Origin of the sequence: Mucilaginibacter boryungensis (assembly GCF_015221995.1) — a bacterium.
Classification (GTDB): domain Bacteria; phylum Bacteroidota; class Bacteroidia; order Sphingobacteriales; family Sphingobacteriaceae; genus Mucilaginibacter; species Mucilaginibacter boryungensis.
Window position 1 is genome coordinate 1,486,830 of record NZ_JADFFM010000002.1, and the last position, 22,902, is coordinate 1,509,731.

At 42.1% G+C, this 22,902-nt stretch carries 22 protein-coding genes and 1 tRNA gene; 10 read left to right on the plus strand and 13 right to left on the minus strand.

Annotation, left to right across the window (positions count from 1 at the left end):
- Positions 1–155: 155 nt before the first annotated feature.
- On the plus strand, positions 156–1,748 hold the full coding sequence (gene nadB / locus IRJ18_RS19455; protein ID WP_194107954.1) for an L-aspartate oxidase: 1,593 nt from the start codon (positions 156–158) through the stop codon (positions 1,746–1,748).
- A 2-nt stretch (positions 1,749–1,750) separates the two neighbouring features.
- On the opposite strand, the gene IRJ18_RS19460 is transcribed toward nadB, so the two are convergent.
- A tRNA-Gly gene (locus IRJ18_RS19460) sits at positions 1,751–1,823 on the minus strand.
- A gap of 69 nt (positions 1,824–1,892) precedes the next feature.
- Here IRJ18_RS19460 and IRJ18_RS19465 point away from each other — a divergent pair.
- A complete protein-coding gene (locus IRJ18_RS19465; RefSeq protein WP_194107955.1) occupies positions 1,893–2,408 on the plus strand; it encodes a gamma carbonic anhydrase family protein in 516 nt (171 codons plus the stop codon).
- Between the two features lie 15 nt (positions 2,409–2,423).
- Here IRJ18_RS19465 and IRJ18_RS19470 read toward each other — a convergent pair whose 3' ends face one another.
- The 5 genes from IRJ18_RS19470 to IRJ18_RS19490 all read right to left on the minus strand — a co-directional run bounded on the left by IRJ18_RS19470 (position 2,424) and on the right by IRJ18_RS19490 (position 8,904).
- Positions 2,424–4,076, minus strand: a complete 1,653-nt coding sequence (locus IRJ18_RS19470; protein ID WP_194107956.1) for an Ig-like domain-containing protein — start codon at positions 4,074–4,076, stop codon at positions 2,424–2,426.
- 113 nt (positions 4,077–4,189) lie between these two features.
- Positions 4,190–6,052, minus strand: coding sequence for a tRNA uridine-5-carboxymethylaminomethyl(34) synthesis enzyme MnmG (gene mnmG, locus IRJ18_RS19475; protein WP_194108291.1), 1,863 nt, complete (start codon positions 6,050–6,052; stop codon positions 4,190–4,192).
- A gap of 75 nt (positions 6,053–6,127) precedes the next feature.
- On the minus strand, positions 6,128–6,376 hold the full coding sequence (locus tag IRJ18_RS19480) for a CBU_0592 family membrane protein (RefSeq protein WP_228072952.1): 249 nt from the start codon (positions 6,374–6,376) through the stop codon (positions 6,128–6,130).
- Complete coding sequence (locus IRJ18_RS19485; RefSeq protein ID WP_194107957.1) at positions 6,377–8,251, minus strand: ABC-F family ATP-binding cassette domain-containing protein; 1,875 nt, start codon at positions 8,249–8,251, stop codon at positions 6,377–6,379. It lies immediately after the preceding gene.
- Complete coding sequence (locus IRJ18_RS19490; protein WP_194107958.1) at positions 8,248–8,904, minus strand: oxidoreductase; 657 nt, start codon at positions 8,902–8,904, stop codon at positions 8,248–8,250. Before IRJ18_RS19490 ends, IRJ18_RS19485 begins: the two co-directional genes overlap by 4 nt.
- Before the next feature lie 215 nt (positions 8,905–9,119).
- Here IRJ18_RS19490 and IRJ18_RS19495 point away from each other — a divergent pair, with 215 nt between their 5' ends.
- From IRJ18_RS19495 to IRJ18_RS19515, 5 genes are all read left to right on the plus strand, one after another.
- On the plus strand, positions 9,120–9,902 hold the full coding sequence (locus IRJ18_RS19495) for an MlaE family ABC transporter permease (protein ID WP_194107959.1): 783 nt from the start codon (positions 9,120–9,122) through the stop codon (positions 9,900–9,902).
- On the plus strand, positions 9,902–10,684 hold the full coding sequence (locus tag IRJ18_RS19500) for an ABC transporter ATP-binding protein (protein WP_194107960.1): 783 nt from the start codon (positions 9,902–9,904) through the stop codon (positions 10,682–10,684). Before IRJ18_RS19495 ends, IRJ18_RS19500 begins: the two co-directional genes overlap by 1 nt.
- Positions 10,685–10,690: 6 nt before the next feature.
- Positions 10,691–11,458, plus strand: a complete 768-nt coding sequence (locus IRJ18_RS19505; RefSeq protein ID WP_194107961.1) for an MlaD family protein — start codon at positions 10,691–10,693, stop codon at positions 11,456–11,458.
- Positions 11,459–11,530: 72 nt separating this feature from the next.
- On the plus strand, positions 11,531–12,628 hold the full coding sequence (locus IRJ18_RS19510) for a Nif3-like dinuclear metal center hexameric protein (RefSeq protein ID WP_194107962.1): 1,098 nt from the start codon (positions 11,531–11,533) through the stop codon (positions 12,626–12,628).
- Entirely contained in the window at positions 12,628–13,371 is a 744-nt protein-coding gene (locus tag IRJ18_RS19515) for a zinc ribbon domain-containing protein (protein WP_194107963.1), read from the plus strand. The genes IRJ18_RS19510 and IRJ18_RS19515 overlap by 1 nt, the downstream gene beginning before the upstream one ends.
- A 215-nt stretch (positions 13,372–13,586) precedes the next feature.
- Here IRJ18_RS19515 and IRJ18_RS19520 read toward each other — a convergent pair whose 3' ends face one another.
- From IRJ18_RS19520 to IRJ18_RS19535, 4 genes are all read right to left on the minus strand, one after another.
- On the minus strand, positions 13,587–14,657 hold the full coding sequence (locus IRJ18_RS19520) for a PA0069 family radical SAM protein (RefSeq protein ID WP_194107964.1): 1,071 nt from the start codon (positions 14,655–14,657) through the stop codon (positions 13,587–13,589).
- Positions 14,658–14,687: 30 nt separating this feature from the next.
- The gene (locus tag IRJ18_RS19525; protein ID WP_194107965.1) at positions 14,688–15,323 is read right to left on the minus strand and encodes a response regulator; all 636 of its coding nucleotides are present in this window, start codon (positions 15,321–15,323) and stop codon (positions 14,688–14,690) included.
- The gene (locus IRJ18_RS19530; protein WP_194107966.1) at positions 15,295–16,122 is read right to left on the minus strand and encodes a sensor histidine kinase; all 828 of its coding nucleotides are present in this window, start codon (positions 16,120–16,122) and stop codon (positions 15,295–15,297) included. The genes IRJ18_RS19525 and IRJ18_RS19530 overlap by 29 nt, the downstream gene beginning before the upstream one ends.
- A 689-nt stretch (positions 16,123–16,811) precedes the next feature.
- The gene (locus IRJ18_RS19535) at positions 16,812–17,303 is read right to left on the minus strand and encodes a hypothetical protein (protein WP_194107967.1); all 492 of its coding nucleotides are present in this window, start codon (positions 17,301–17,303) and stop codon (positions 16,812–16,814) included.
- Between the two features lie 188 nt (positions 17,304–17,491).
- Here IRJ18_RS19535 and IRJ18_RS19540 point away from each other — a divergent pair, with 188 nt between their 5' ends.
- Together IRJ18_RS19540 and def are read left to right on the plus strand one after the other, a co-directional pair.
- Positions 17,492–18,580, plus strand: coding sequence for a metallophosphoesterase (locus IRJ18_RS19540; protein WP_228072953.1), 1,089 nt, complete (start codon positions 17,492–17,494; stop codon positions 18,578–18,580).
- Between the two features lie 90 nt (positions 18,581–18,670).
- Complete coding sequence (gene def / locus IRJ18_RS19545) at positions 18,671–19,243, plus strand: peptide deformylase (protein ID WP_194107968.1); 573 nt, start codon at positions 18,671–18,673, stop codon at positions 19,241–19,243.
- Positions 19,244–19,427: 184 nt separating this feature from the next.
- Here def and IRJ18_RS19550 read toward each other — a convergent pair whose 3' ends face one another.
- The 3 genes from IRJ18_RS19550 to IRJ18_RS19560 form a co-directional block, all read right to left on the minus strand.
- Positions 19,428–20,066, minus strand: a complete 639-nt coding sequence (locus tag IRJ18_RS19550) for a peptidase associated/transthyretin-like domain-containing protein (RefSeq protein WP_194107969.1) — start codon at positions 20,064–20,066, stop codon at positions 19,428–19,430.
- A 101-nt stretch (positions 20,067–20,167) separates the two neighbouring features.
- Positions 20,168–20,446 carry a NifU family protein gene (locus IRJ18_RS19555; protein ID WP_194107970.1) on the minus strand — a complete coding sequence of 93 codons (279 nt, stop codon included), beginning with the start codon at positions 20,444–20,446 and terminating at the stop codon, positions 20,168–20,170.
- A 163-nt stretch (positions 20,447–20,609) separates the two neighbouring features.
- On the minus strand, positions 20,610–21,683 hold the full coding sequence (locus IRJ18_RS19560; protein WP_194107971.1) for an Mrp/NBP35 family ATP-binding protein: 1,074 nt from the start codon (positions 21,681–21,683) through the stop codon (positions 20,610–20,612).
- Between the two features lie 560 nt (positions 21,684–22,243).
- On the opposite strand from IRJ18_RS19560, the gene IRJ18_RS19565 reads away from it, so the two are divergent.
- Positions 22,244–22,768: a C39 family peptidase gene (locus IRJ18_RS19565; protein WP_194107972.1), complete on the plus strand. Its 525-nt coding sequence runs from the start codon at positions 22,244–22,246 to the stop codon at positions 22,766–22,768.
- Positions 22,769–22,902: the final 134 nt, after the last annotated feature.

Genomic DNA, 22,902 nt, shown 5'->3' on the forward strand with positions numbered 1-22,902 from the left:
CTGCTTGTAAATTGCTCAAAAGTAATTCAATTTAAAGGGAAAAACAGCACTTTTACACAATCAAAATAGTTATCATGTATTTGCTTACACAAAATTAACATCTTTTAAGCGGCTTGTTAACATGCATTCAATTTTTAAACATCTTTAACCTTTATATGACTAAAAATGTTGATTTCCTGGTAGTGGGATCGGGTATAGCAGGATTAAGTTTTGCACTTAAAGCAGCAAAACATGGTAAAGTACTGATAGTTACAAAAGCTAACGAGGACGAGAGCAACACTAAGTATGCCCAGGGAGGTGTTGCGGTGGTTGTTGATAAAAAGGAAGATTCCTTTGAAAAACATATTGAAGACACCTTAATTGCTGGCGACGGGTTGTGCGATAGAGAAGTTGTGGAAATTGTGGTAGAAGAAGGGCCCGCCCGGATTAAGGAAATTATTGATTACGGAACCAACTTTGACAAAACCCACGAAGGCTTTTATGACCTGGCAAAAGAGGGCGGACACTCCGAATACCGGGTGCTGCATTATAAGGATATTACCGGGTTAGAGATAGAAACTACGCTATTAGAACAAATACACAAAAACCCCAACATTGAGATACTGACCCACTATTTTGCGGTAGACTTGATCACCCAACATCATTTAGGAGAGTATGTAAATAAAGCCAGCGATGATATAACCTGCTACGGTATTTATGCTTTTAATACGCATACTAACGTGGTTGAAAAAATACTGTCGAAGGTTACCGTTATGGCTTCTGGTGGGGCCGGGCATATTTATGCCATAACTACCAACCCTACTATTGCCACCGGCGATGGTGTGGCCATGGTTTACCGGGCTAAGGGTAAAGTACGCAATATGGAATTTATGCAGTTTCACCCTACTGCTTTATATAATCCGGGAGAATATCCTTCATTTTTAATTTCTGAAGCAGTGCGTGGTTTCGGTGGAGTTTTGAAACGCACCAATGGCGAAGAATTTATGCAGGAATACGATAAGCGCGGATCACTAGCCCCCCGTGATATTGTTGCCCGTGCCATAGATGCCGAGATAAAAAAATCAGGCGAGGATTTTGTTTACCTGGATGTAACCCATCGCAGTAAAAAAGATATACTGGAACATTTTCCAAATATATATGCCAAATGCCTGGATATTGGTATTGATATGACCCGCGATATGATCCCGGTTTCGCCGGCTTGTCATTATATGTGCGGTGGTATTATGGTAGATCATTCGGGCAAATCATCTATAGATAGGTTATATGCCTGCGGCGAATGCTCATCTACCGGGTTACATGGCGCTAATAGGTTGGCTTCCAATTCATTATTAGAAGCACTTGTTTTTGCACATCGTATTTATGAAGATGCTGTTGCTGCTTTTCAAGATAACGTTATTCCCGATCATATACCTGACTGGGACGAGAAAGGTGTAAAGCTGTTAAACGAGGATATATTGGTTACCCACAATATCCGTGAAATGCAAAAGCTGATGAATGACTATGTAGGTATAGTCCGTTCAGATTTTCGTTTAGAAAGGGCTATGCGCCGTTTAGGTTTACTGTACGAAGAAACAGAATCTTTCTACAAGCAAACCAAACTATCGGTAAAACTTTGCGAGCTGCGTAATTTGATACAGGTATCCTATATCGTAGTAAAATCGGCTATGATGAGGAAAGAAAGCCGGGGATTGCATTATACAACGGATTATCCACAGCATGCTGCGGAATTGCATGATACGGTGTTTTAGTGAGCGAAAAACGGGGTTCGAACCCGCGACCTTCAGTTTGGGAAACTGATGCTCTACCAGCTGAGCTATTTTCGCTTATGGTGTGTCAAACATATAAATTATATTCATAATTCCATAAATCAATCATTCAATAATTATTAGCATATGCCACTTATCCTACCCGTAAATGATAAAAACCCAACCTGGGGAGCCGATTGCTTTATCGCCGAAAACTGTACTATTGTTGGCGATGTAATTATGGGCGATAATTGTTCGGTTTGGTTCAATGCGGTAATTCGTGGCGATGTTAATTATATCCATATCGGAAACAACACCAATATCCAGGATGGCGCAGTGATACACGCTACTTACCTGCGGGCCGCGACTACCATTGGTAATAATGTATCTATCGGCCACAATGCCATTGTACATGGCTGCGAGCTAAAAGATCATACACTGATAGGTATGGGCGCAATAGTGATGGATCATGCCGTCGTAGAGGAATATGTAATTATCGGCGCCGGTTCGGTTGTACTGGAGAATACAATTTGCGAGTCGGGTTATCTATATGCCGGTTCGCCAGCCAAAAAGATAAAACCGTTGACTGAGGAACAAAAAGCATTATTAGATAAGCTGCCGCAGAACTACATTATGTATTCCGGCTGGTTTATGGATAAGTAATATAAACCGAGTACCTTATGGCGTAGCCACTTCTTTAGGCACTTCTACCGTATCTTCAGCTTCCCAGTTAGGGCGTAGTGTAAATAAGGTTGGTATTAGCACTATTTGTTCGGGATATAATTTCTTTTTTACATTACCGCTATCCCAACGGCCGTTGCCGTTGGTATCGTAAGTGATCCGTACCTGGTATTTACCGGCAGGGTAATCTTTATAATTAAGGGTAGTGTTTTTGGTAATTACGTCTTTACGCATGGCTACCTTTTGTTCGTTCAGTAATTCTATCACATACGAACTTTTACCTGTTGAATCGGGCACCGTAACTTTCAGGGCAATACTTCCGTAGTTCTCAGGCTTATCAATAGAGAAGTTTTTTACCAGGCGTTTATTCTTATCGCCATAAATGTTTACAAAGGTACCCTCGTTAAAAGCTATTTGATATTTAACTAACTGCCGCCAGCGATATTTTAAGGTAAACTTTTTTGCACTGACCGGATCCTTGGTCAATGTAAAATTTGTCCGGCTAACCGAGTCTTCCAACAGAATGATCCTGGATGGGTCAAAGCTTTCAATGGGCGAATTTACATAGATATTCAAATCGGCCCCAGGCTTTAATTTGCTATCATTATTAATATTGTAGGTTAAGTTAATGGTCCTGGTGAAAGCTTCCTTTCGGCCTTTTCTCAAATAAACAGTATCCAGCGGTTTGCCTTTATCAGTGAATGAAACCGATATGGAATCAAAATCCATGTTTCTTAAATATATCTGGGCGCTGTCTTTCGTCCTGCTAAAATCAACCAGTTTCTGGTCATCAATATTAGGTGGATAATTGATCTTCACCCCCGGATCAGTCAATGGCATATTAAAAACAAAACTCATTTTACCATCCGGGTCAAAGTTTTTTGATACAACCCTGAAACTTTCTGGCGCTTGCTTAAATAAGGTGAGCTGTATGTTTGAAGTGTCTTTGGTAATATGTAGAGGTTTTTTCAAAAAAGCGATCAGTTCATTCTCGTTATCATATATTTTATTTGGCGATGCTTCCTTTAGCGCGTAAATACGATAGTCGCCATCGTGCAAGTTCCCCAGGGTAAAGTTCCCCGACGAATCTGTAGTGGCATAAATGGCAGGTTTCTTTTTTCCAAACAACAACGAATCTTGTTTCAGAGTAAAAAGCATTACCGTGGCATCCTTTTCTTTTTGCTGGGTTTGCGTATTAGTTACTGTTCCCGAAATACTTAACGAATCGATATGCGGACCGGTAGAAAATACATAAGTAAAATTCTTCAGCACATTACCCTCGTTAACATCAACAATGGCCTTACCAAAATTTATAACGTAGGTAGTATTTTTTTGTAAAGTATCTTTAAAATTTATAAGTAGGCTTTTTCCCTTGACCTTAAATTCGAGGGCCTTGTCCAAAGCCGGACTCATGGTGATCTCCTGATATTGGCTGCTCAATTTAAAATATTCGTCAAAATCTAATTTTATTGATGTCGCTTTAAAATTGCGGGTTTCATTTAGCGGGGTGGCCAGCAATAATTTGGGCGGTGTGCGGTCGCGCGGCCCTCCCATTGGTTTTTGAATACTGGCGCAACCAAAAAACACCAAAACGGCCATTAGCAGCACCAATAATTGTAGGAAAAATCCCGATTTTAATTTTAAAGCCATTTTTAAGCGATATGAGCGATTTTTATGTTTTTACGAAGCGTAATATTAAAAATTAAAAATAATTAATTTAAAACAATGTTTTATAATTAACTGACAATCAAATCTTTATATCACTACCGGGCTATATGGACCATCAAAACTGAAATATCTGATGGTGACACCCCCGAAATGCGAGATGCCTGGCCCAAAGTACGTGGTTTTATCTTTTTCAATTTTTCACGCGCCTCTTTTGATAAGGATACCAATGTTTGATAATCGAAATCGGGATTGATCTCCTTGTCTTCCATTTTTTTCATGCGGTCTACAATCTCTAATTCCTTCTCAAAATAACTCTCGTATTTAATTTTTATTTCAGCCTGCTCAATTGTTTCTTTATCATATCCCGATAAAAGGTTTTCTAAGGAGGTATCAACCCTGCGCAAATCGGTAAAACCAATCTGCGGACGACTTAATAAATTAAATAATTTGGCTGCCTGGTTTATGGGCGATGTGCCTAATTCTTCAAGCAAACCATTAACTTCTGTTGTACCGATAGATGCTTTTTTGGTATATGCTACAATATCGTCCGAATTTTTTATTTTATTTTTTACCTTATCCAAACGCTCATCGCTGATCAAGCCAAGGTCATGACCAATCGGGCTAAGCCGTATATCAGCATTATCCTGGCGTAATAATAAACGATGTTCAGCGCGCGATGTAAACATCCGGTAAGGTTCTTCGGTACCTTTGGTTACCAGGTCATCAATCAAAACACCGATGTATGACTCTGATCTTTTCAGGATCAACTCATGCTTATCATGTACTTTTTGATGCGCGTTAATACCGGCGATCATCCCCTGAGATCCCGCTTCTTCATAGCCGGTAGTACCATTTATCTGTCCGGCAAAAAATAAATTGCTGATCAGTTTGGTCTCCAAAGTAAGGTTTAATTGGGTTGGTGGGAAGTAATCGTACTCGATGGCATATCCAGGACGGAACATTTTTGCCTGCTCGAAACCCGGTATTTGAGTCAGCGCCCTGTATTGTACATCCTCCGGTAACGAGGTTGAGAAGCCATTTACATAGATCTCAACGGTGTTCCAACCTTCTGGCTCAACAAATATCTGGTGCCTTTCGCGCTCGGCAAAGCGGTTTATTTTATCTTCAATGGATGGGCAATAACGCGGGCCTAAACCTTTAATCCTCCCGGTAAACATGGGTGATTTCTCGAAGCCTTCTTTCAGGGTTTCGTGTACGGCTGTATTGGTATATGTTATCCAGCAGCAGCGTTGGTCTTTGCTTACTTCGGTATCGGTATAGCTAAACTTACTCCCGGTACTGTCACCCCATTGTTCTTCCATTAAAGCATAGTTTAATGAACGTCCATCAACCCGTGGCGGGGTTCCGGTTTTCATCCGGCCTGCTTCAAAGCCTAAAGTAGTGAGCTGTTCGGTTAAGCCTGTCGCTGCTTTTTCACCTGTGCGGCCACCACCAAAACGCTTTTCTCCAATATGTATCAATCCATTTAGGAAGGTGCCATTGGTTAATACTACAGCACTGCCTTCAATTTCTACACCTATAGACGTTTTCACACCTACAACCGTATTATTCTTTACTATTAAAGATGATACCATATCTTGCCAAAAGTCGACATTTGGCGTCTGTTCAAGTGCTAAACGCCACTCTTCGGCAAAGCGCATACGGTCGGTTTGCGCCCTTGGGCTCCACATGGCAGGGCCTTTACTAAGGTTTAGCATCCTAAACTGGATAGTCGACTTATCGGTAATTATGCCTGAATAACCGCCCATAGCGTCAATTTCCCGCACAATTTGCCCTTTAGCAACGCCACCCATAGCAGGATTACAACTCATTTGGGCAATGGTTCCCATATTCATGGTAATCAACAGCACCGATGAGCCCATATTGGCTGCAGCCGCTGCGGCTTCACAACCCGCATGGCCAGCGCCAACCACTATAACATCATATTTCTTAAACATTTTACCTCCGTGTTCCACGTGGAACATTAAGTTATTTTATTTTCACGTTCCACGTGGAACGCTATTATATAATCATCATTTAGCCGATGTTTCACGTGGAACACGGAAAAATGATGTCAGTGCCACTATGCACCACACACCTTCTAATATTACAAATGGATAAAAGCTGATCATATATGAAGATACTCCACACATACCAGCTCCCACAAAATTAAGCGTTGCATAAATTTTGCTATCTGAAGCAATTCGCTTGGTAAGGTTTAAAAAGAAACCAATTAATAAAATGGTAACACCTACCGATGCTATGATATCTGATAACTTCATTTATGCTTCGTTTAGTTCTGATAATTCAATCCAGCGGATGCTTTTCGCATCCATCTCGCTGCTCATATCCTTTATTTTGCGTGCCAAGTCTATTAACTCCTGATGATCGGTGATCGCACCCGAATTCATCTGTTCTGTCAATCGGGTTATTTCAGCTTCAATTTTAGCTATTTCAGCCTCAATTGTTTCCAGCTCCTTTTGCTCTTTAAAGCTTAATTTATTCTTTTTTACAGGCGTTGGTTCTACATAAGCAGGCTTTTCGTTGCTCTGTTTGCGCGAAAGTTGCTTTTGGTCGTCCAGTTCCTGTCTGTACGATGAATAATTGCCGTTAAATATCCTAACACCACCATCGCCTTCCATAATGAATAGCTGGTCGGTTAACTTGTCCAGCAAATACCTGTCGTGCGATACCAGCATTAACACACCCGAGTAATTCATTAAAAACTCTTCCAGCACATTTAAGGTATCGATATCCAGATCATTAGTAGGCTCATCAAGTATCAGGAAGTTGGGGTTCTTCATCAATAAGCTCATTAACTGCAGGCGTTTTTTCTCGCCGCCGCTTAAATTGGCTATAAAACCATATTGCTTTTTAGGTGGGAATAAAAACAGCGTAAGCAAAGCCGAGGCTGAAATGACAGATTTATCAGCCATGGTGATATACTCTGCCACGTTTTTTACTACGTCTATTACCCGGTCATCATCTTTAAATGTAATACCCGCCTGATGGAAATAACCCATTACAGTGGTCTCCCCTTTTTCTACCTCGCCCTTATCGGGCTGTATGCCGCCTGTAATAATATTTAATAATGTTGATTTGCCGCTGCCGTTTTTACCGGCTAAACCAATCCGATCACCTTTTTTAAATACGTAGCTAAAATCGCCGATGATAGTTTGCCCGTTAAAGCTTTTACCCAAATGGTGCAGTTCTAATATTTTATTACCCTGACGAGCGGTTTTAACACTTAGTTCAACCTTATCTTTCGGTCCGCGGTTTTTTGTTTTTTCCTCTAACTCGTAGTAGGCATCAATACGCGCTTTGGATTTTGTGCCCCGCGCCTGTGGTTGCCTGCGCATCCACTCCAGTTCCTTTTTTAGTAGGTTGGTGTTTTTTGCAAATGCTGCTGCATCTGCCGATTCACGCTCTGCCTTTTTTTCTAGGTAATAGGCATAGTTGCCAAAGTAAGGGATGATCTTGCCGTTATCTATCTCCAATATCTCGTTGCATACATTATCCAGGAAATACCTGTCGTGCGTAACCATCAGGATGGTTTTGTTCCCTTCGGTCAGTAGTTTCTCCAGCCACTCAATAGTGTCAATATCCAGGTGATTGGTAGGTTCGTCAAGAATATAGATATCGGGGTCTTCTATCAATAACCGGGCTAAAGCCAGACGTTTCTTCTGCCCACCAGATAAAGTACTGATAGATTGATTGAGGTGATGGATGTCCAGTCGCCCCAAAATAGTTTTGATCTGGTATTCATATTCCCAGGCATTCAGGTCGCTGATCTCGCCGGTGATACGCTCCAACTCCACCATATTTTCCGGATCATTTTCCATCAGCTCCTCGTACTCGCGTATCAGTTGCTGCTGACGGTTGTCGGCATGGAAAATATAATCGCTGATAGTGTAGGCCTTATCAAACTGCGGGTCCTGGTCAAGGTATCCCATATTTAAATCGCGGGCTTGTACAGATTTACCCTCGGTAGGCTTCAGCTTGCCAGAAAGAATTTTTAGCAGGGTTGATTTGCCTGCTCCGTTGATACCAACAAGCGCTACCCTGCGCCCCCGGTTAATACCGATGGTGAGATTTTTGAATAGCCAGTTATCATGAAAAGAATGGCCTAAATTTTCTGCCGAGATATATGTACTCACTTAATTTGTTTTATTTCTTTATACTGGTAAATAAATGTACCAGTCTCATTATCAATAGATTGCATAAACATTGCCCGGGCAACTACTGAGGCGGATATGCTATGGTATTTACTTAAACTGCCAATTAGCAAGGGATCAATAACACGCATTATGCCCGATACGATAGTTTCCATCAATCGTACTTTTTGCTTCCTGCCAAGTAGCATCGACGGCCGGTAAATATGTAACGATGGCAGGCCAAGTTTAATAATATCGTTCTCTGTTTCGCCCTTTAACCGTAAATAAAACCCGGATGATTTGGCATTGGCCCCTACAGCTGATACTAAATGAAACTGTTTAACGCCATTTTGTAACGCTAATTGTGCCAGTTGCACGGGATAATCATGGTCTATTTTGCGATATTCATTTTTATCAGGCGTTTGCGACATGGTAGTACCCAGGCAACTGAATATAGCATGCCCGTTAATTTGGCCGCTATAATCACTCAGCTTATCAAAATCAATAATTAACTGGGTAAGCTTTTCGTGCTTTACCGGTAATTCCCTCCGCACCACAATAACAACCTGTTCATAGTAATCTTCGTCCAACAGGATCTGCAATAAATTGCTGCCTATCAGTCCGCTTGCCCCTACTATGATCGCTTTTTTGGCCAAAGTAAATTTTTTGCAAAAATACGCATAATTAAATTGGAATGAATTATAGCAGCAGCATCACTCTGTTAAAGTAATATCATATTAGCCGCGTATACTGGTCTAACCCAAACAAATACCCACTTCATTTGTCACTAAGCTGAATTGACCAATTATATACTGTGAAAATATCAAATCATATAATCACAGCCGTACATAGCAGCAAAACACAAAATAAAATGGCAGAACAGGCAGTATCTATAAGTGGCTGGCGCAAATGGCTGGAAGGCGTGGGCGAACAAGGTGTATTTTTTTCGCGCTTTGTCAGGAATCTGTTTGCCGGCGGTTTTGAATGGTCTGAATTTGTGCGGCAGTGTTACGAAATAGGCTACCGGTCTACGATGCTGGTTGGTATCACCTCGTTTATTATGGGGTTGGTGCTTATATTACAACTGCGCCCAACCCTTGTATCGTTTGGCGCCGAAAGCATGTTGCCGCATACTTTAGCCGTTTCGGTTATCCGCGAGATTGGCCCGGTAATAACGGCCATTATTTGCGCAGGTAAAATAGCATCAAGCATTGGGGCCGAGCTGGGCAGTATGAAAGTGACCGAACAAATTGACGCCATGGAAGTATCGGGCGCCAACCCGGTGCAGTACCTGGTGGTTACCCGCATTTTGGCCACTTGTTTTATGATTCCCTTATTAGCTATGATAGGCGATGCCATCAGCTTGTTTGGCGGTTACCTGGCACTGAACTTTACGGACAGCATCAGCCTTTACCTGTATTTTAATAAATGTATAGCCGCGCTTGATTATACCGATTACCTGCCCGCACTCATTAAAACATTCTTTTTTGGCTTTGCCATTGGTTTTGTGGGTTGCTACAAAGGGTATCATAGTAACCGGGGCACCGAGAGCGTGGGTATAGCAGCAAATTCAGCAGTAGTAACGGCATCGTTATGGATATTTTTTATTGACATGATTGTGGTGCAAATAACCACCATATTATTTTATAAATAATGGAAATAGCTGAACATAAGGCAGTTGCTAACGAACCCGCTTCAAAAGGGAAAAAGGAAGTAGTTATTGAGATAAAGGGCCTAAAAAAGGCCTTCGGCGATAAGCAGGTGCTTAAGGGTATTGATCTGGTAGTGCACCGTGGGGAGAATGTGGTGGTGCTGGGGCGTTCAGGCCAGGGTAAATCGGTTACTATACAATGCCTGGTTGGTTTGCTTACTCCAGACGAGGGCACGCTGAACGTATTGGGCCAGGAAGTAAATAAACTGGATGACAAGGAATTGAAAGAACTGCGTACTAAAATTGGTTTCCTTTTCCAGGGCGCGGCTTTGTATGATAGTATGACCGTGCGCGAGAATATGGAGTTTGCATTAACCCGCGTGTTAAAAATAACCGATCAGAGCGAGCTGGACCAACGAGTGGATGATATATTAGAAAGTGTGGGTTTGCCCGACGCTGCGGAAAAAATGCCCTCGGATCTTTCGGGAGGGATGCGCAAGCGGATAGGCCTGGCGCGCACCCTGATAGTGAACCCTGAAATAATGCTTTATGACGAACCAACTACGGGCTTGGACCCCATCACCTCGCGTGAGATCAGTCAGTTGATTTTGGATATGCAGAAAAAATATAAAACAACATCGATAATTATTACACACGATATGGAATGCGCCAAAATTACGGCCGACCGTGTAGTGATAATGGACGATGGAAAATATGTTGCGGAGGGCACTTTTGAGGAGTTGCACAAATCGACAGACAAATTTGTAAAATCTTATTTTATCTAAACAGATATGAAAACCACAGCCGGACAAAAAGTAAAAATAGGCGGATTTATAGTAGTAGGACTGGTAGTACTTTTACTGGGCATATTTTTAATTGGCAACCAAAAAAGCATGTTCAGTTCTACCTTTAATGTGCATGGGATGTTTAAAAATGTAAACGGTTTGCAGGTTGGCAATAACGTGCGGTTTGCGGGGATAAACATTGGTGTTGTTGATGGTATTGACATTGTTAATGATACCACGGTAAAGGTTACATTAACCATAAACGACGACGTTAAAAAGTTTATAAAAAAAGATGCCAGGATGAGCATTGGCAGTGATGGCCTGATGGGTGATAAACTGGTGGTGATAGGCCCGGGTACAAGCAATGTCGGCGTAAAAAATGGCGATGAATTAGCCGCAGTTAACCCGCTGGATATGGATAAGGTAATAAACAAGCTTACCAAAATTGCCGATAATGCCGCCGTAATAACGGAAGGACTGGGAGGTATAGTAAATAAAGTGAACAATGGCCAAGGCAGCTTAGGCCGGTTATTAAATAGCGATAAGATGGCGAGAAGCCTTGAAAGCACTGTAAGTCAGGCAAAAACCACTATGGCCAATGTGCATAACACCTCTGCTACACTTAACGAAGACCTGAAGGCCGCCCAACACAACTTCCTTTTAAAAGGGTTTTTTAATAAAAAGAAGAAGGCAGAAAAAGCACGCCAGGATTCGATAAAAAAAGCACAGGAGAACCAGCAAAAGCAACAGGATAAAGGGAATAAACCGCAATAATAAAGCAGGCTATTGCGTATCGGCCCTATTTAAAAATTTTGCGCCCTCTGGGGTTAATTTATAACTTCGGGAATGAAACTTTCAGAATTAACCAACTACCTGGAAAGCCTGGCCCCGCTGGCCTACCAGGAGGATTATGATAACTCAGGCCTTATTGTCGGTAATCCCGACAAGGATATCCAGCAGGCATTAATATCGCTGGATTGCACCGAGGCCGTAGTTGACGAAGCTATTGCCAACCATTGCCAGGTCATCGTATCGCACCACCCCATTGTGTTTAAAGGACTGAAAAAATTTAACGGCAAAACCTATGTGGAACGTGTGGTAGAAAAAGCCATTAAAAATAATATCGCCATTTATGCCATCCATACCAATCTCGATCATATTAAAGCGGGCGTAAATGCCCGTATCTGCGAAACACTGGGATTAACCAATTGCCATATCCTGTCACCAAAACACGGGCTGCTGAAAAAGCTGGTTACCTTTGTGCCCCATGCCCAGGCCGAACAGGTGCGCAATGCCCTGTTTAAAGCAGGTGCAGGCCATATTGGTAATTACAGCGATTGCAGCTTTAATGCCCCCGGGGAAGGAACCTTTAAGGGCAATGAGCATACCGACCCATATGTAGGGATACCCGGCCAGCGCCATACCGAACCCGAAACCCGGATCGAAACCGTTTACCCCGCCAATTTGGAGAGTAAAATATTAATGGCGCTAATATTGGCCCACCCGTACGAAGAAGTAGCTTATGATCTTTACCCTATTACTAACCAGCACCAGGAAGTAGGTGCAGGGATGATAGGCGAAGTAGAACATCCTATGGATGAGCGCACGTTTTTAGCGCACGTGAAACTGCAAATGGGCGCCAGTGTGATCAGGCATACGGCGTTCACCGGTAGGCAGGTTAAAAAGGTGGCTGTTTGCGGCGGCGCGGGTGGCTTTTTGTTGAAGCATGCCATAGCCGCAGGGGCCGATGTTTTTATTACGGCCGATTACAAATATCACGAGTTTTTTGATGCCGAAGGAAAGCTGGTGATAGCCGATGTGGGACACTTTGAAAGTGAACAATTTACGCAAGATTTATTGTGTGAAATAATTCAAAAAAAATTCACTAACTTTGCCGTCCGTTTAACAGAAATAAATACAAACCCCGTCAAATACTATATTTAATGGAACAAACCGTAGAACAAAAGCTTAAAGCTTTATACGAACTACAAACCATCCACTCACAAATCGACAAAATTCGCCAGATTCGTGGCGAACTTCCAATGGAAGTTGCCGACCTTGAAGATGATGTAGCAGGATTGGAAACCCGTATTCAGAAAATTAAATTTGAGCTGGATGACCTGGAAGATGAGATCGTGACACGTAAAAACGTGATCAAAGAAGCTCAGGCCAACATTAAAAAGTACGAAGCCCAACTTAACGAGGTTAAAAACAACCGCGAGTACGAAGCTATCTCTAAAGAAATAGAGATACAGGGCTTAGATATACAGGTGAGCGAGAAAAAGATCCGTGAGTTTGGTTTTGAGATCACTACCAAAAACCAGGTTTACGAAAAAGCATTAGCTGATTTGGAAGACCGCAAAAAAGACCTTGAGATTAAAAAAGACGAGTTAGGCACTATTACTTCTGAAACCCAAAAAGAAGAAGAAGAATTGCTTTCACAGGTTGAAAAAGCCAAAGCAAATATTGAAGACCGTTTATTATTTGCTTACGACCGTTTGCGTACCAACGCTAAAAACGGCTTAGCTGTAGTAACCATCCGTCGCGATTCATGCTCGGGCTGCTTTAACCAAATCCCGCCACAACGCCAGTCGGATATCCGTCAACGCAAAAAAATCATCGTTTGCGAACACTGCGGCCGTATCCTGGTTGATGAGCAAATGGCTATGGAGGTTGAGGAAGCGTAGTTGCAGAGATTGGTTGATCAGAGATTAGGTTCTCTGATTCGATATAAAATAGAAAAAGGCGCTGTAAGGCGCCTTTTTCTATTTTATATGCCTTGTCATTTCGAACGAACAGGATAGGCGGTGCAATGGGCGTGAGGAGAAACCTTATACGGGCCACCTGCTCATCGTATAAGATTTCTCCTCGTACCTCGTTCGAAATGACATATAGTTATCCCTCAAAACAAACTCGTCTGCCTCCCATTTTTAGGCACGAACAGGGTATGGTCTAAATGCGGCATCTCCCGACCCTGCAAAAAGCGGTTACAGGCCATATGGAACAACTGATGGATAGATTGTGCTACTTGGCCGTCGCCGCTCATCCTGCGGCCAAAATTGCTGTCGTTCAAGCTACCTTCGTGGCATGCCCTTATCATATTCAATACCTTTTCTGCCCTGTCGGGGAAAGCCTTATGTACCCAATCGCTGAAAATTTCGGCGATGCTGCCGTTAAGGCGCACAATGGTAAATCCCGCGCCTTTTGCGCCCCTATCGGCTGCAGCTTTAATAATAGCCGGTATCTCGTTACTGTTTAAACCCGGAATGATGGGGGCCACCATTACCCGTACCGGGACATTGTTTTCCGAAAGTTTTTGGATCACATTTAACCTGCCTGTAGCGGTAACCGTACGAGGCTCCAGTTTTTGGCGAAGTTGTTCGTTAAGGGAATTAAGCGATACATTAACGCTCACCAGGTTTAATGCGGCCAATTGGGTAATAATATCCAGGTCGCGCAGTATCAGGTTGTTTTTGGTGATAAAGGCCACGGGGTTACGGTATCTCAAAAACACCTCCAGCATGCGGCGGGTAATTTCAAGCTTGCGCTCAATGGGCTGATAGCAATCGGTATTTCCGGATAAAAGGATAGTTACCGGCTGATAATTCTTCTTATTAAAGTATTCTTCAAGCAGTTGGGGGGCATTGCGCTTTACAATGATCTTTCGTTCAAAATCTAAGCCAGCGTTAAAGCCATAGTATTCATGACTGTTGCGGGCATAGCAATAGATACAGCCATGCTCGCACCCCTGGTAGGGATTAATGGAATGCATATTGCCCAGGTCGGGGCTTTTGCTTTCGCTGACGATCTTTTTTGGGGTTTCCTCGAATATTTGGGTACAGCTGTTTTCCATGAAAGGCTCATCGATCCCCTCAACATGATCCTGTACATACTTATTTTTTAAAAACTTATTGTGGGTATTAACCTGCGCCCCCCGACCCTTAAAAAACTCGGGATTATCCTCATGTGCCATAAGCACAAATTTGCTAATAATTTTAGCAAGCTACAAACTTATCAGTTTATTTTTTATGGCATATAATACCAGGCCAACCCGGCTTTTTATTTGTAGTTTTTCAAAAAGCTGATCGCGGTAACCATCAACCGTACGGGCGCTGATGCACATTTCATCCGCAATTTCCTTATAGGTTAATTCGGTAGCGGCCAATTTCAAAAACTCCAGTTCGCGGCTGTTTAGCTTAATCAGTTCGGGCTGCTGGTTAAAGCTGTTGATGATATGCCGGGTTACAAATTCAGGATAATAAACCTCGCCCTGCGATACCTTTTGCAATGCTTGTTCAAACTCGTGCGGCTCGGCATCTTTAAGCAGGTAACCTTTCACGCCCATCTTTACCATTTCCAGCACTTTTTCGGCATCGCCAAACATGGATAAGATAATAATATCGATATTGGGATAATTGGTACGCAGCCAATGTGCGGTTTGCATGCCATCCATTACCGGCATATTAATATCCAGTAAAATAATTCGGGGCATTACTTTTGGGGTAAGTTTACGTGTTAGTTCTTCGCCGTCGCCGGCCTCAAATAAAATTTCATATCCCTTGAATTCGCTTATCAGCGATGCTATACCGCTACGAAAAAGGCGGTGATCATCACACAGTGCTATTTGAATGGGTTCCATCGATGTTTAATTGTTTAAAAGGATCAAGTGTTATATTAATTATGCAGCCTTGACCGGGCGAACTTTCCAGCGTTGCCCGGGCCCCGATAAGTGCGGCCCTGCTTTCCATATTTTTTAAGCCCGATCCATTTTTATCGCCGCTCATATCGGGCGAAAAGCCAATACCATCGTCGGCAATGCGCAATGCAAAAAGGTGGGCAGAAAAGTTTAACTGGATAACCAGGTTTATAGCATGCGAATATTTTAACGCATTGTTTAATGCTTCCTGAAAAATACGGAATAATACCAGTTCACGTTGTTCGCCTAAACTGAAGGCATCGCCGGTAACTTCCATGGTTATTTTTATCAGGCCGCTTTTGTTTACCCGCTCTATCTCAATTAGCATAGCCCGCACCAGGCCAAACTGTTTTATCTGTTGGAAACTGAGGCTTTTTGAAAGGTCGCGCAAATCGGATATGGCCTGGGCCAGCAGGTCGCGGCTTTCGTCAATCTTACGCTGCTTTTTTTCTTCGGTTAACATAGTGGTGGTACCTAAATTTAGTTTCACAAATGAAAGTACCTGGCCAATGTTATCGTGCAGTTCCTGGCTTATATAGTTCAGGGTTTGTTCCTGAACTTCTATTTGGGTAGTTAATATTTCCTGGCTAAATGCCGACTTTAATTGTTCCTGCTCGGTTATATGTATGGTGCGCTTTTTTTGATAAAAAAATAAAAAGCTGATGATAAATATCCCCAGCAATAGCAGCATAATTGTGCCAGCTACGATGATGAGGATATAGTCCTGGTCCGCCTGTAACATATAAATGAAATTGCTATGCAAGAATATAAAATTATATTGGCTAGCCCGCTTACTAAATGAAATATGGTACTAAAAAATATATGACGTACATAGGCCAAATTAAAAGAGGCAAAAAACAGGAATTCGGCCAGGCAGAAAAATAACAAGCCGGTATTTACCCAAAAATCCGGCTGTTTAATAAGGGTTGTATCTTTATCAAACTGCTGCATGGTTTTATAAAAAAAACGACATACCATTAATATCAACAAAGCGTATTGCAAAACAATGGCTATTGAACATAGCTTTAAAAAACCTTGAATAAAAAAGATATCTATAAATGTAAATAAAGTAAACAACAAGGAAATGAATGTGTACATCCGCCTGTCCTTTTTATCACGGTAAGAGGAGATAACAAAAAAACTGTAAAATAAAAACTCAAGGGTCACTTCAAAATTTACTATCCAGAGATTTGAGTGATTGATATAAAACCACTTATGCATAAAAAAAGACCGGGTAATGCTGGTAAACTCATACCATACAATAAATACCATGTAGGGTAAAAAAAGCTTGAAGCGGGGAACCCAAAATTTGCGATAGCAAAAAATACAAGTCAGCAGTGTAACCGTCTCTACAAATAAGTAAGTGTACCTGTACATAAAAATAAAATGCCGGTTATTTTAGATAACCGGCTATTAAAAATAAGTGAAGCTTTAAATAGAGCATCCACAATCAGTATCTGGTGGGCATAGTGCGCCATGGTTTACACCCTGGCCCTCGCCATCGGGAATGCCATCGCCCTTGCCGTCAGCGCCCTGTGTAAGTTGCTCATCGTCTTTTAGCAGGTCTTTATCTTTTTGGCCATTAATGTTTTTTGTTGGCACCAATATAACGGTTTGCTGGTTATGGTAATGGCCGGGTATCTCATGGTCGGGGTGCAGCACACCTGTTTTGTGGACCGCGAAGTATACTCTTAAACCGAATTCGTTGTTGTTTCCGGCGTGGCAGCCATGGTCGGCAAACATTTTGTCGATAGCCGCTTTGGTAAACCAAACGCTTTTGGCATCTTTTGTGGGGTCAAGGTCTACGATGTTGCCATTTTCGTCCTTCTTTTTCATAATCTGATAGTAATTATCAGACAACTTTTTTAATTGGCTTTTTTTAACGCCGCCATTGCCGCGTGATGTGGGGTTTAGTGTAGACATTGCTTTATAATTAAGGGTTAATAAAGCTATAAAAATAACATTATGTTTCAAATTTTTATACCCCGTTTTTTCACGGTACAGAAAGGGGTAAAACACCCGGTGTTACAACAATGCCATTGCCGACTTTTGTTCTTGGGAAAACTGTCGGTTAAAAAACACAAATAAGCCTAACGCTCTGTTAACCAATTATGCGCCTGTTACAACGACTGCTAAAAGAGCCGATCATCAGGCTAACTGATAAATATTCGTCGCGCCCAGATCCTAAAAGGATAAATGAGGCGCTGAGTAATTTATATAACAATATTTTAGAAAACCCGGGTAAACGCGGTTTAGTGATTCCATTTGACGCGCGGCATCAAAAATTTATTATCCTATCCGACCAGCATAAGGGCGCGCGCGATGGGGCCGACGACTTTGCCCTGGCCGAAAAGAACTACCTGGCAGCGCTTGATCACTATAACAAAAACAACTTCCACTATATTAACCTGGGTGATAGCGAAGAACTGTGGGAAAACATGTTTTTAACCGTAAAAAAGCACAATAAAGCCACATTTGAATGCGAAAAGCAGTTTTTAGCCCGGAATGCCTTCACAAAAATATTCGGCAATCACGACTTGTATTGGGATAATGACCCGCTGGCACCCATTAGTTTAATGCAGGTGTATGGTCAAAATATTAAGATATATGAAGGACTAATACTGGAAACCCAAATAAAAGACAAACCCTTTTCTATTTATCTAACGCACGGGCACCAAGGCGATATGCAAAGCGATGGCAATTGGTTTAGCAAATGGTTTGTATCCACTATATGGGGGCCACTGCAGGCTTATTTACGCATTAACCCCAATACGCCCGCCAACAACGACCAGCTGAAAACGGTACATAACCGACTAATGTATGAATGGATTGAAAAACGAGAAAACCTGCTGTTGATAACAGGACATACACACCAGCCGGTATTCAGATCGCTAACCCACCTGGAAACGCTGTATGCCGCATTGGATAAGGCAAAAGCCGCAAATGATGCGGTCCTGATCGATAAATTACAGCACCAGATAACCGGGCGGCATTTAAAAGGAGACCAGGTGCTGGAATTTAAAGACCACAGCTACAAGCCTTGCTACTTTAATAGCGGCTGCTGTTGTTTTGATGATGGCGATATCACAGGTATTGAAATAGAGAATGGTTGCATTCGCTTGATCAAGTGGAAATATGCCGCCCATAAAACACCCGAACGTATAGTATTGGAGGAATGCGGGTTGGAGGAGTTGGTGTAATTAGTCTCGGACTATAGGGTTGACCGCTTATGCCTATACTACAATTGGCTTGCTGTTTGTTCCGAATATAAAAACCTGTATTTTTGCACTATGAAATTACCTATCATAGCATACGGAGACCCGATATTACGCAAAAAGGCTACTAACATATCTCCTGAAGAAAACCCGCATATTAAACAATTTGCCGAGGATATGTTTGAGACCATGTATGCTGCCCGTGGTGTTGGACTGGCTGCCCCGCAGGTTGGGCATTCAACCCGTTTGTTTGTGATAGATTGCTCGCCTTTTGCAGATGAAGAACCAACGCTAAAGGATATGAAAAAGGTATTTATTAATGCCTGTATTGAAGAGGAAACCGGCGAAGAATGGGCCTTTAACGAAGGTTGCCTGAGTATTCCGGATATCAGGGAAGACGTTTATCGTAAGCCGGTTATACGCATATCTTATTACGATGAGAATTGGAAACATCACGAAGAAACCTTTAAAGGATTAGCCGCGCGCGTTATCCAGCACGAATATGACCACATAGAAGGTAAACTGTTTACCGATAAGCTTAGTCCGTTACGCAGGCGTTTGATAGAAAAAAAACTAACCGAAATTTCGCGCGGGATTGTAGATGTGGATTATAAAATGAAATTTCCGGCTGCTAAGAAAGGCCGGTAGAAAGTCTAACCCAATATGTCATTTCGAACGAGGGACGAGGAGAAATCTTATACGTACTATCTCATTATGTATAAGATTTCTCCTCACGCCTCTGCTCAGCCCACTCCTGTTCGTTCGAAATGACAAGTTTGTTTAAAGAAGATCAAAACTGAAATCTAAAGTACTAAAACTTAGAACTCAAGACTCAATTCCCTCCGCTGCTTCGGCTTTTATCGCCATCGGCAATTTGCTTAATAAGCGTACCCCAGGCTATTGGGTTAAGCAATGGGTTTGGCATCAGCGAATGCTGGTTCAGGATATTCAGGTGTTCGCCCTGTGCATAAGCCGATTGAATCTCGTGCGCATCGCGTGGTAAGGTTTTCATCATCTCGGCCAACGATCCCTTACTTAAATTTTTGCGCGCTATCTCCAGATCGTCGTCAGCCAGTTTCATGGAGATAAAGTCCTTTTTAAATTCATCTGTTGTGGCCCATGGGAATACCCGTACTGATGGCAGATTAGTAGTTTGTGGCTTTAAGGCTACTTTTAAAGTATAACTCTTGTTTAAATGCTCGGGTATGATGATGGTTTGGGGGGCATAACCCACGCAGCTAAAAAGCAAGGTATCACGTTCATGGGCAACAAAAGAGAAATAGCCCATATAGTTAGCAATATTTACTTGTTTACTACTATTTTGATTAGTGATGGTAACGTAGGGGACTACGACATCAAGCGAATCGGCATTATGAACCACGCCCGAAAACTGCACCAATGCCCCCTCCTTCTGCTGGGCAAACGCCGCGACAGATGAGAAGAAAAACAACGATGCTAATAAATACTTCATGCTTACGTTAATACGCCCTATTGTTTCAATTGGTTTACTATAACTCCTCACAAATATAATTTATTGCAACAAAGCCAATGCCAATTTAACAATTCTTAACACTATCTCAGGTTCTCGGGAAGAACGGCGTTAGGGTCGTCAATATCGGTTAGGTTAAGCGCTTCTACAGCGGTTACTTCGGGCACGGCTTTTAAAATGGCTTGTTCTATGCCCGCTTTCAGCGTCATGATACTCATAGGGCACGATCCACATGAGCCCAGCAATTTCAACCTTACCACATTTTGGGGAGTGATCTCTTCCACCGACACATTCCCACCGTCAGCCTCTAAATAGGGACGGATGGAATCCAATGCTAACTCCACTTGTGCTAATAAACTCATTTCTATTAAATTAATATATAAAGGTATTAATAAAAATTAAATATAGTTAGATACCTGTATAACCTTCATGTCATTTCGAACGAGGGACGAGGAGAAATCTTATACGCAGTATTTATCCCACGTTTAGATTTCTCCCGCTGGTTTAAATGACACGTTTGAAAAACTATTGTGCTTTCCCATTGGCCTTTGCATTGGCAATAGCCACTTGCTGCGCCACCCGTTCGGCAATAGTTATAAACGCGTTGGTTGTCACACTATCTTCCAATACCAGCGGCTTGCCGGCATCACCGCTTTCGCTAATGGCTTTTACCAGGGGCAACTCACCCAAAAATGGGGCGTCTATTTGCGCGGCCAGGTTTTTGCCGCCGTCCTGCCCAAAAATGTAGTATTTGTTTTCGGGTAGTTCGGCCGGGGTAAAATAGGCCATGTTTTCTATTACACCCAAAATTGGAACATTAATAGCGTCCATCATAAACATACCTACGCCTTTCTTTGCATCGGCCAAAGCCACATTTTGCGGGGTGGTTACAATTACCGCGCCTGTTACCGGGAAACTTTGCGTTACGGTGATGTGGATATCGCCCGTGCCCGGCGGCAAATCGACAACAAGGTAATCCAGCTCGCCCCAATCGGCATCGTTAAATAACTGCTTTACCGCGGTTGATACCATTGGCCCGCGCCAGGGTACAGGTTGGTTGGGGTCGGTAAAAAAGCCAATGGATAACAGCTTGATACCGTATTTCTCAATCGGCTCTATCCGCGTTTTGCCCTCCACTTGTGTGGCATTGGGGCGCGCGCCTTCCAGCCCAAACATAATCGGGATAGATGGCCCATAAATATCAGCATCAATTAAGCCCACTTTGGCGCCGCTTTTAGCTAAACCCAAAGCCAGGTTAACGGCTACGGTTGATTTACCCACGCCGCCTTTACCCGATGCTACCGCAATGATATTTTTCACGCCGGGCACTCCGGTGTTTTTTTGCGTGGTAACGCGCGATGTCATATTAACCGTCACCTGGATATCCTTGCTGATAAAATGGCTGATGGCATTGCGGCAGGCGTTCTCTATCATGGCTTTTAGCGGACAGGCTGGTGTGGTCAGAATCACCGAAAAGCTTAACTTATCGCCATCGATCACAATATCCTGTATCATGTTCAGGGTAACCAGATCTTTCTTCAGGTCGGGTTCTTCAACATTGCCTAAAGCGGCTAAAACTTGTTCTTTTGTAAATGTCATTTGTGTTACAAATTTACTAAACCCTAAGCAAGTACTGTCATATGAATGATAAAATGTAGGCAATTGGCATACGCTACATGCTTACAGCCACTGCTTATCCCTGCTTAAATATGGAGAAAAACCCAATAGCCATATGAGCAATGATAAATAGGCTATGATATGAAGGGTGCGTTGGTATATTCCGATCATTTAACCCCAAATCCTATTTTATTTAATTGATAAACAGTCGCTTATAATAAATGCATTACAAATGATTTTGAAGTTAATGCAATAGTGTTTACTTTCATATCTCCTCCCCATGAATAATTTCATTCGAAATTAGTGCATGAACTATGCGTTGATATTACATTAACGAAACTTGGTAAAGCAGATTAAATAATGATGCCGTATGATGCTATTACAGGCGTAATTATTTAAGATAGCGTACCCAGGAATAAAGGCCTTTAACCAAAAGTTTTAACAGACCTGTTGTCATTCCGTATGATCTGTTTCCGGAAGATAACATAGTTCAATAGCCTATAAAGCGGGATCTATATAATTAACCTTTAACTATGAAAATTATGAAAACAAAAATCATCAAACTCGTATTTCTGTTCATGCTAATATCATCCTTTTCTTTTGCTCAATTAAGTTGGCCAAGCTCGGCCTGGGGTGAGGATCAGCACGTTAGCCTATTCTCATCTATTAAACAAATAAATTGGTTTTATGGTAATGCAATGGTCAGTACCGAAGACGTAATGGCCGAAAGCTGGCCGGCACTGAACGCGGCTCAATTAGGCTACAATTTTACAAGTACCCAGGATTTCGAAAACTATGTATATAACGCATCCGGATTAACGGCTATAGAATTATATTATATTAGACAGGCTACAGTTACTATAGGTTCAAATAATGTACAAGATGCAATTAATGCAAACCATCCCGTCTTAGCCTCTCATTATAGTAGCACAAATGGATATAGTTACGTTGTCATTATTGGCTATGATTCTGCCGGGTATACGTATTCAGACCCGGTGAATGGAGGGCTTGCCTATGATACATTTAGCAACTTTACTGACGAACTGGAAATAACCGGTGTGATATAAACATTCTTTAAAAAGGATACTGTTTTTATAGGGTATAAAATAAAGGCTTCTCATAATTTGAGAAGCCTTTATTGTGCAAAGGGCTTATAGCTATTTTAGCAACGTTTCTATATCCCGAACATTACCCGGCAAAT